At 52.5% G+C, this 5,918-nt stretch carries 4 protein-coding genes; 3 read left to right on the top strand and 1 reads right to left on the bottom strand.

The window, feature by feature from the left end; translation table 11 throughout:
- Positions 1–951, bottom strand: a 951-nt coding sequence (locus tag B7449_RS17505) for a LysR family transcriptional regulator (protein ID WP_048883942.1), incomplete at its 3' end; no start/stop codon positions are given.
- Positions 952–1,053: 102 nt separating this feature from the next.
- Between B7449_RS17505 and B7449_RS17500 the strand changes: the two genes are divergently transcribed.
- The 3 genes from B7449_RS17500 (at position 1,054) to B7449_RS17490 (ending at position 5,400) form a co-directional block, all read left to right on the top strand.
- Positions 1,054–1,596 (top strand): RNA polymerase sigma factor, encoded by a 543-nt coding sequence (locus tag B7449_RS17500; protein WP_052279945.1) that lies wholly within the window; start codon positions 1,054–1,056, stop codon positions 1,594–1,596.
- 83 nt (positions 1,597–1,679) lie between these two features.
- Positions 1,680–2,636, top strand: coding sequence for a FecR family protein (locus B7449_RS17495; protein WP_039732325.1), 957 nt, complete (start codon positions 1,680–1,682; stop codon positions 2,634–2,636).
- 196 nt (positions 2,637–2,832) lie between these two features.
- On the top strand, positions 2,833–5,400 hold the full coding sequence (locus tag B7449_RS17490; protein ID WP_082084935.1) for a TonB-dependent siderophore receptor: 2,568 nt from the start codon (positions 2,833–2,835) through the stop codon (positions 5,398–5,400).
- Positions 5,401–5,918 lie beyond the last annotated feature (518 nt).

The following is a 5,918-nucleotide window of genomic DNA, read 5'->3' as shown; positions in this document are numbered from 1 at the left end:
ATCCTCCGAGAGTTTTACTCTCCGGTAAACCCGGGGCAGTTCAAGGGAGGGAGGCCGGTCCGGGACACCCGTCTGCATGAACCGGACAAACCGGCCCAGCAGGGCATCCTCGGCGTCCGCGCGCCAGGCCAGGTGCATCTCGAATTCAGCCTGAATGTCTGCAATATTGCGGAAAGCGAGCCCCGGTGGCTGCAGGTCGCGAATGGCGGTGCTGCACAGGGCAAGTCCTGCGTCAGAGCGTATCTGTGACAGTAGGGTAAGCATGCCACCACGATGCATCGCAATATGCGCCTGTGGTCCGAGTAGCCCAAGCTGGAAACGGGCACAGCGGTCATCCTGCGTTGTGACCGGCACTAGCAGGCGTTCCGCTCTCAGATCCATCAGAAGTACCGTCTGGCGCTTCGTAAGGTGATGGCGCTCGGGCATGACGGCGACAATATTTTCACGGTACAATGCGAAGGAGGCGAGGCCGGCACTGAGTGCATCCGGGTGGAGGATCGCAGCATCAATACCCCGGTTCAGCAGCAGGGCCGTCATGCTTTCCTCCAGCGGTGCATATAACCCGATCCGTGTCCGGGGATGGGCTTCATTCCATAGCCGCAGCCACGTCTCGACCATCGGGTGCAGCGGCGGGCAGGCCAGACCAAGGCGGATTTCGCCTTCGAGGTTGTCCACGGTGCCGCTTCCGAGAGCAAGGAGATGATGGGCTTCGGCGATCATGCGGCGCGCATGTTGCAGGACGCGACGTCCCGGAGCGGTAATCATCGTGCCATTCACACCGCGTTCGAACAGGGTCGTCATCCCGAGCAGGTTTTCGATCCGGGTGAGGCGGCGGCTCAGCGCCGCGACGGAGGTGCCCAGTTCGGTCGCCGCCCGGCCAAGGCTGCGCGTCATGTCGAGCACCTGCAGGATGTGCAGGTCGCGTATGCTCAACGAATGGAGGCGTTTCATCGCGAAATCGTCCTGTCCATTAACCTCTATAGGGTAGAGACGCCTGACGACCGTCATTTCAGTAACGCAAAGAGATGTATTATTTGCGAATGGTTCTTAGTTGTGTTAGGGGAAAGTCTGTATCATGGCAATCAGGCGACCCGCAGGGTGGACAGAATACGAATCAGTCGGCTTTTTTCGAGCCATCAACGTGAACTGGCCGACTATGTCGGCAGGCAACTGAATGACCGCGACCTGGCCGCTGACTTCGTGCAGGAAACCTTTGTCCGGTTCATGGAACATGGCGACGCCCTTCCGGCTGAAGCCTGCCGTGCCTTTCTTTACAGCACGGTGCGTAATCTGGTGATCGACCATGTCCGGTCACTGCGCCGCCGTAAGACGTCCAGTGTTCCTGTCGAGGATCTCGCCCATATTGCCGATGATCGCCCCCGCGCGGAGGATGTGGCAGCCGCAAGGGAGAAAATCAGACAGATCGCGGCCCTTCTCGATGAACTGCCCCAGCTGACGCGGCGCATCTTTGTGCTCAATCGGGTAACGGGGCTGAGTTACCGCACCGTTGCCACCCGGCTGGACGTGTCGGAAAGCACGGTGCAGAAGCATCTTGCTACGGCCCTGCGTCATCTTCTGTTACGCCTGCCGCGCTGATCCGTATGTTTTTCTTTTACTGGTTTCGTGATGTCCGGACGTCTTATCTGTAGCCGCCCCGTGGCAGTCAGCAAGCAGGGCCAATGACAGATAGTACTGACGATCAGCAGGACAGGATTGATACGGAAGCTGCAGAGTGGGTCATCCGTCTGGGCGGCGGGAAACTGAAGCCTGAAGAAAAGCAGGCTTTCGCTACGTGGCGATCGGCATCGCCCCGTCATGAAGCCGCGTTCCAGCGTGCGTCCAGCCTGTGGTCGGATCTGGATGTTGGTAGCCGGGAAAAAAAGGCCCGTCATCGTCGGACCGCGACGCACGTCACGACAGCTGGTATCGCGGGCCTGTTTGTCCTCGGGCTTGGCATTGGCACAGGCTGGGTTGAACCAGGCCGCTGGCTGGCTGATTACACGACACCTGTTGGCGAAATCCATACCGTCCATCTTGCCGATGGCAGCATCGCCGTCATGGACAGCCATACGGCCCTGAGTGTTCGCTATACTGCCAGTGAACGCCGGATCGTGCTGATCGATGGCGATGCCTGGTTCAGGGTCGCACCATTGGGCGCTACGGAGCATCGGCCTTTTGTCGTCGAAGCGGTTCGTGGTACTTCGACCGCTCTTGGCACCCAGTTTATGGTCGAGCGTGATCCTGATGGGGTGCGCACGACCGTGACCGAGCATAGCGTCAGGGTTGTAACGCGGCCCCCTGATGGCCTGACACATTCGGTCGTCGTCGCGGAGGGGCAGAGCGTCCGATATGGCCGTGATGGTTCACTGGACACGCCGCAGGCCGCTCCCATTGCCGCAATAACGGCCTGGCGCAGTGGACAGCTTGTATTCGACAATGAGCCGCTCTCGGAGGTGATCGCACGTCTGAACCGCTATCGGCGGGGGCGCATCATGCTGATGGGCGCGCGTATCAGGGATCGCCGGGTGAGTGGCGTTTTCTCCTGTTCCGATATTGACGGTGCGGTGTCCTCGATCACCCGGCAGCTTGCCCTGCGATCGGTATCGGTCGCCGGTCTTGCGACGATCATTTATTGAGGGTCGGTTATCCTCACTGTTCGCCCGCGCAGAAATGCGCCGTCTAATGCATTGATCCAGAAGAAAAAATAAAAAAAGTTGTTTGGATTTCGCAGAATTCCTTACTGAGTTCTGAAGCCTCAGGCGTCTTACTCATTGACGCAAATGCAATGCATTCTCGTTTTGGGAGTGCCGTGGCGATGGATGAAATGAGGCGATGATGGAACGTGGGGATGCACCGCGCAGGACAAAAAATCGGACCAGATGTGGAGTATTGATTCGTCAGCTAATGGCGGGGAGCGCCTTGACCTGGTGCGCCGTTGAGCTTTGTCCATCTCCTGCCATGGCGCAGGGGACGGTGGTTCCGGCGGCAGCGCAGACCCTATCAGTGAATATCCCGGCCGGCGAACTCAACCACGCGCTGCTGACACTCAGTCAGACCGCTCATCTCCAGATTTTCTATGATATGGATAAAGTGAAGGGGCTGCATGCCAACGCCGTTTCGGGAACGATGACTGCGGATCAGGCTCTGTCTCGTATGTTGTCTGGCAGTGGCTACAGTTTTTCGAGAACTGGCAATAAAATCTCGCTCGTTAAGGCCTCAGCCAATATCACGCTTGGTCCGGTGCGCGTCGGTGGAACTGTTGCACATCAGGATCCGACAGGGCCTGGTGTAGGGTATGTTGCCACCACAACGATGTCCGGTACTAAAACAGACACTCCGATCACCGAAATACCTAATTCTATATATGTGATCACAAAACAGTTAATGAGCGATCAACAGCCCCAAGATGTAGCTGAAGCATTACGCTACACCCCGGGCGTCTATTCAGAAGTAAACGGAAATTACGCTAACGGTAGTGGCGCCTCTGGAACCAATAGCGGAATAGAGCAGCGAGGTTTTAGTACGAGTTCTTTTGTGGATGGTCTTCGTCTTAATAGTGCCAGTGCTGGGGAAACAGCCTTTATCGAGAGGATAGAAGCTGTCAATGGGCCTAGCTCGGTGATGTATGGTCAGACCAATCCCGGAGGACTCATTGGCATTAGTCTCAAAAAGCCCACGGATACTCCCCTTCATCAGGTTTCACTCGGCTTCGGGAGTTGGGGACGTTACGAGGCTACTGTCGATGTAAGTAACAAAATTACAAAATCGGGCAACGTGCGCTATCGCGTTGCGGCTATTGGAGTAGATTCTGGAACGCAGGTTGACCATATTGGTTATCAACGAGTTGGCGTTCTGCCCTCTATTACATGGGACATTGACCCAAATACTTCTTTGACGTTGCTCGGGATGTACATGTATACACCAGAGAGCGGAAGAAATTATATACAATACCCGACGTGCGGAACATTAATACAAAACGTCAATTGTCCGCGCATTTCCAGAAGCACGTTTTCTGGATATAAGAACTGGAATCAGAACGGGTCAAAAGATGCCATGTTTGAATTTATGTTCAAACATAGATTTAATAAATTTGTCTCGTTCTCTCAAGTGTTTAGATATGACGACTCCCAGTCGGTAGTGAATGATACTTATACCACGGGGTATAGCGGTTCTGAAATGGGGCTCCGTCCATGGTCTATTTATCAGCGATCAAAAACGCTAGGTCTTGATTCTCGTGTCTTTGGAAAGTTTTCAACAGGCCCTTTGCAGCACACTTGGGTTGTTGGTTCGGACTACAGGCAATATGAGTATACACAAAATGCTTTATACGATTTCACGAAAACATACACTCAAAATATATATAGCCCAACTACTGATACAGCGGTATGCATGGACGTGAATTCAGCAGCATGTCGTGTCAGTGGCAGTATGGGTCCTTATAACTACTTTCAAGAAGGGATTTATTTTCAGGATCAGATCAAATGGAAGGGGCTGTCTATTCTCCTAGGCGGTCGTGAAGATTGGGTAAGCTACGACAACAAAAGATACAGTATTAGTAATATAAATACATCCCATATTGTAAAAATAACTGACAACTTCAAATCTCCGAAGCCACAGAATGCTTTTACATGGCGCGCCGGTTTGATATATAATACAAAATTTGGTTTATCGCCCTATTTTAGCTACGCAACCTCTTTTATTCCTCAAAATGGATCCACAAATTATCAAGGACAGCCATTTTCACCATTGACAGGAAAACAAATTGAGGCCGGATTAAAATATAAGATTCCAAAAAAAGATATTCTTATCACAGCAGCGGCCTTCCGTATTGATGAGGATCACTACCTCATAAGTGATCTTGTACACACTGGGTTTAGCAGTGACGCAGGGCGTGTTCGATCTCAGGGGTTTGAAGTATCAGCCAACGCAAACATCACCCGAGATCTTAGGCTCGTTGCATCTTATACGTATACAGACATTCGCTTTGCGAAGACTAATGAAACTGCGCAGCGGGTAGATTTCTACGGAAATAGCTACGGTGCCGCTGTCTCGGAAACGGGAAAGGTTGTCCCGCAGGTTCCACGAAATATGTTCTCTATATTTGCTGACTACAACATACCATCACGTATAGCGAAGGGCCTTGGTGTAAATTGGGGCATGAGATACATAGGTTATTCCTATGTTGACAACGTGGAGTCCTTTAAAACTCCTTCTTATATAGTATTCGATATTGGAGCCCATTATGATTTCGGACAGTCTGTGCCTGCTTTAAGAGGTTTAAGAGCACAGTTAGCAGTCTCCAATCTTACAAATAAATATTATTTAACGAGTTGTGATGGATCGTTTTGTTATACTGGCCAAGGTCGCCGCCTTTATGGAAACTTGACGTATAACTGGTGAAATTTCCCCACCCCGAACTACGGCATCTTTTCCCTATTAGTTTCAGCACCTTGCCCCTCGTCTCCATGCCAAAGTCGAGGGGCAGCTTCACTGCAATTTCCGTGGGGCAACTCCCTGCAAGAAACGTGGGTTGCCCCCGGCAATATCCGTGGGGCGACCTATGTCAAACTCATGGGATGGTCTTGTGCAAGTTACGTGGGCTGTCACGGGAAAGCTATTCTCCTGCCAGTTCAGATGCGCATAAGTGGCATGTCGATTTTTTTGAGTTTTTGTTACTGAAAATTCCTTCCCTGATCGTCTTAGTAAATAAGGGCACGCCTTCTGGCGGAAGAGCAGGACGCTGTGTCCTGCCGTTGCTGACAGAAAGCGGGTTTTCCAGGAAGGAGGTCATGTGGGCGTTTATCGTTTCATCAACTGCGACTTATTCTTACACGCATTTGTGAGCGTGCGGTTTTCATGACCACCCGAACACTCCGCCGCTGGTTCGTGGTCCATAAATGGACGAGCCTGGTCTGCAC

It is taken from the genome of Komagataeibacter intermedius TF2 (genome assembly GCF_000964425.1).
In the GTDB taxonomy this organism is placed as follows: domain Bacteria; phylum Pseudomonadota; class Alphaproteobacteria; order Acetobacterales; family Acetobacteraceae; genus Komagataeibacter; species Komagataeibacter intermedius.
This window is presented reverse-complemented; position numbering and strand designations above follow the sequence as displayed.